This window comes from Cupriavidus sp. SIMBA_020, assembly GCF_046535395.1.
Lineage (GTDB): Bacteria > Pseudomonadota > Gammaproteobacteria > Burkholderiales > Burkholderiaceae > Cupriavidus > Cupriavidus campinensis.
Window position 1 is genome coordinate 1 of sequence record NZ_JAWRWU010000161.1, and the last position, 361, is coordinate 361.

1 protein-coding gene is annotated in these 361 nt (G+C 61.2%); it reads right to left on the bottom strand.

Annotated elements, in window-relative coordinates:
• A partial coding sequence (locus tag SB751_RS28625; RefSeq protein WP_410748867.1) for a c-type cytochrome occupies nucleotides 1-173 on the bottom strand: 173 nt, incomplete at its 3' end.
• Nucleotides 174-361 lie beyond the last annotated feature (188 nt).

Sequence of the window (361 nt, forward strand, 5' to 3'; positions counted from 1 at the left end):
CCCGACGCGCTGTTGCCGTCGGCGCCGTGACATGACGCACACACCTGCCCGGCAATCGCCTTGCCGCGGTCCAGATCCGGCTTTGCCGCATCCGCCGCGTTTGCCTCCGCTACGAAACCTACGAACCCTGCTGCAACCTGAAGCACCATCAGAGACTTGCACAGTCGATTCATTCGCGCACCTTGTTTCGTCTTGTGGGAATCAGGTTCTGCAATGTACGACAGCGACCGATCTCGCTCGAAAGGCCCGCGCCGGCCTCACGGGTATTCAGTAAACCGTCGCATTGTACAATAGCGCGCAAGGCGCAACCGCGCCAATCGGGCCTCTCCCCGATATCTCAATATCGTTCCCGGGCGCCTCC